A 3259-nucleotide genomic window follows, 5' to 3' on the forward strand; every position below is an offset into this window, starting at 1 on the left:
GCCCATGTATGCGTCAATCGCAAAACGAGGCGATCCGGAATGCGGCATCAGCAGATGGTCCGCACTGGGTCAAACTGAACCGTTGGGCACTGCCTTATGAAGGTCAGCTTACCCTATGACCACGGTAGTTCGGCCCTCGTCTGCCTGGTTCCAGTTTCAGACGCTCATGCCAGCATCCGTTTGCTTACCTGTGCTCCGTATCGTGATCTCCAGAAAGGTCAAAACGGCTTGGACAGGAGCTCTTGTGCTGATGCTACCCGTGTCCCCTTGCTCGACTATTCTCCAGCGCTCGCTTTTGGCACTCAGCCATTTTGAGTGATATGATCGTAAATTGGATTGGTGCAGAGTGCGTTGCGCAGTGCAGCAAGCCGGCTCTATTGAGAAGCCCGCAGCCCTGATCAAGTCCATGAGTTCACTTCTGGCGATCAAGAGCTGCTACAGAGTTACGCTCAAGGCTATAGGCTCTCACACCTGAGACAGCGGCTATGAAACTGAAGATCCGCTTTGTCTTGATTGCCGTGACCATCGTTCTCATGGCCACGTCCTTGGGTGCCGTTGCGGCCTTCGTGCTGATCCGAAACAACGAAAGCTCTCGCGTCATCAGTCATCTGCAAGTTGATCAGGCTGCGACGGAAGTTGAGACGAAAATTGCCAATTTCCTCGAGAAGGGCCCATCGGCGCTGACACGGATGCAGCGGCTCATCAATGAGCGTTTTCTCGATCTGAACGACAGCGAGCGCCTGGCCACGTATCTGATTGCGGAGATGAGGGCCGACCGCGATCTGACCTGGCTGAGTTACTCGAATGCTCAGACTGGGGCCTTTATTGGCGTGACACACCGAAACGGAATGCTCGTCCTCAATCGAGCGGCCCTGGAGGTCAACGGAGGAAAGCCTCAAGAGTGGGAGGTCCGCGCCGACGGCACGCGTGTAGCACTATCTGCCCTGCTGCAAGTGCCGTATGATCCGCGCACAGCCCCTTGGTTCCTTATCGGCCTCCAGGCCACTCAGCCTCGCTGGACCGACCTATACAAGTTTGCTGAGGGTGAGTGGGGGGTTTCAACAGTTCTGAGGATGAACTCACCTGCCAGCGAGCACGGCGGAGGTGTCGCCACAGCGGACTTTCACCTGAGGGTGGTTGATGAGTTTCTCAGTGGCCTTCGGATCGGCAAGAGCGGCCGCGCTGCCGTCATCATCCCTCAGCCCTTGGGAGCCCCCGTTGTTCTGGGGCGATCTGCATTGCCTTCCCTGATGAAAACCGCCCTTGATGAAATGGGAACAGCTGTCTCAGCCGGGCGTCAGAGCAGTTCCGCACCCCTCGCCCGCACCTTTGGTGACCTGGTCGGCAATGCATCCATCGTTATGGACAGGCGCGTGCTTGATCCAGGAAATGGACGGCCGTGGTTTCTTGCCGTGATGGTTCCCGCCGAAGAGATCGATGGTCCGATCCAACAAGCGACCCGAGATACCCTGATTGTAAGTCTCATATTCCTCACCATCGGACTTGTCGTCGCGGTTGGGATGGCGCGCCTGATCACCCGCCCCATCTGGAAGATGAGTGCGGATCTCCGGCGTGTGGGCGAGCTTCATCTCTCAACGACGCCTCCTGTGCCATCGTTCATCTCAGAGCTGGATACAATGGGGCAAACCTTGGCCGCTATGAAAGCAGGTCTGCGGTCCTTCGCCCTCTATGTGCCCCGGGAGCTTGTCCGGGCAACCCTTGCCAGTGGTCGCGATGTCGAACCCGGAGGCGAAACACGGGTCCTGACAGTGATGTTTACCGACGTTGCGGACTTCACGAAGATTGCCGAAACCCTTTCGCCGGAGCAAACCAGTCGAGAACTGGGCAGCTACTTCGACCTTCTGGAGGGCGCCATCACAACGGCCGGTGGCCTTCTGGACAAGTTCATGGGGGACGGCACGATGGCCTTCTTCAATGCTCCGAACCTTTTGCCCGATCACGCCTCACGTGCCTGTGAGGCAGCCTTGGCGGTTCAGGATCGTTTAGTCTCCTTCAACACCCAGCGCCAAGCCGAAGGCATGATGCCATTCCGCACCCGGATCGGCCTTGCCCTCGGGCCAGCTATGGTGGGTAACATCGGCTCCTCACACCGCTTGGCCTACACTGCCATCGGCGATGTGGTGAACTTGTCGAGCCATCTCGAGGCGCTCAACAAGGTCTATGGCACTGCCATTTTGACCGACGGAGCGGTGTATGCAGCTGCTGGCGATCGGTTCGAGTGGCGGCATCTTGACCGGATTGCGGTGGCAGGTCGCGAGGCTCCGATCGAACTGTATGAACTCCTTGGACGCAAAGGTGAAGTGGACTCCGCAAAGCTGAGAATACGGGATCTTCACGAGGCTGCTTTGAGATCACTGGTTGAAGGTGACTTTGAAACGGCCGAGCGAGGATTTGCGGCCATCGTCAGTGTCGATCCGCGCGATCATGCAGCGGGTGTCCTGCTTGCATATACTTCGGAAATACGCCAAGCCCTTGTGGCCGCACGGGCAAGCGGTTGGAAGGGCGTGCATGTTTATACGTCCAAGAGGCCGACATGATGGTATCGGCATGGGACTGCGCCATCAGGTAGCATGATGGAGTGGAGGCTCCTGCGCTTGCGGTGGCCTCTTCTTAAGCTGGTGGTCAGGGGCCTTGCATGCAGGGAGGTGTGCTCACATAGCGGGCAGGCGTGTTTCAACCAGCCGGGCGAGGAGCCTTGCACCGGTGGTCAGGATTGCGTCATCGAAGATGAATCCTGGATTATGCAATGGAACGTCACCACTATGTCCCAACCAGCAATAAGTACCCGGCACAGCGCGGAGCATGTCGGCGAAGTCCTCGCTGCCCATCATCGGTTCAGGCGCTGTCAGGACCTTGTCCTTTCCGATCACCGCACGGGCGACCTCAGCCAGCGCAAGAGCATGCTCCTCGCCGTTCTCAAGCACGGTGAAGATATCACTGATCTCGGCATCAAAGGTTATGGCTGTTCCTGCCGCGATTGTTCTACCTTTGCTTCGTGGCGCGAGGCCGCCGGTGCTGCCTTGGTGGGCTGATATGGACCGGCTTGATGGCAGTCCCAGCCGCAACTTCATCCAATCGTGTAAACTTGACAGTACTGCGGAAGGAATTTCCGCCTGCTCCTCAGAAGCCCTATGAGCCCCCGCTTTACGGATTATACCCGTTCACGGAATTTCCGACGCGATGAGGTACGGGTAAGCCGTGAGGGTTGTGAGCCGGCCCTTCTCGTCGACGAGCTTGT

Annotated in this window: 2 protein-coding genes; one reads left to right on the top strand and one right to left on the bottom strand. The window is 57.9% G+C overall.

All coding sequences use genetic code 11. From position 1 onward, the window contains the following. Positions 1 to 545: 545 nt before the first annotated feature. The gene (locus JKG68_RS31485) at positions 546 to 2558 is read left to right on the top strand and encodes an adenylate/guanylate cyclase domain-containing protein (protein ID WP_202066288.1); all 2013 of its coding nucleotides are present in this window, start codon (positions 546 to 548) and stop codon (positions 2556 to 2558) included. A 114-nt stretch (positions 2559 to 2672) separates the two neighbouring features. Here JKG68_RS31485 and JKG68_RS31490 read toward each other — a convergent pair whose 3' ends face one another. Continuing rightward, entirely contained in the window at positions 2673 to 3092 is a 420-nt protein-coding gene (locus JKG68_RS31490) for a M20/M25/M40 family metallo-hydrolase (RefSeq protein ID WP_202066289.1), read from the bottom strand. Between the last annotated feature and the right edge of the window lie 167 nt (positions 3093 to 3259).

It is taken from the genome of Microvirga aerilata, from assembly GCF_016743775.1.
GTDB classification, from domain to species: Bacteria; Pseudomonadota; Alphaproteobacteria; order Rhizobiales; family Beijerinckiaceae; genus Microvirga; species Microvirga aerilata.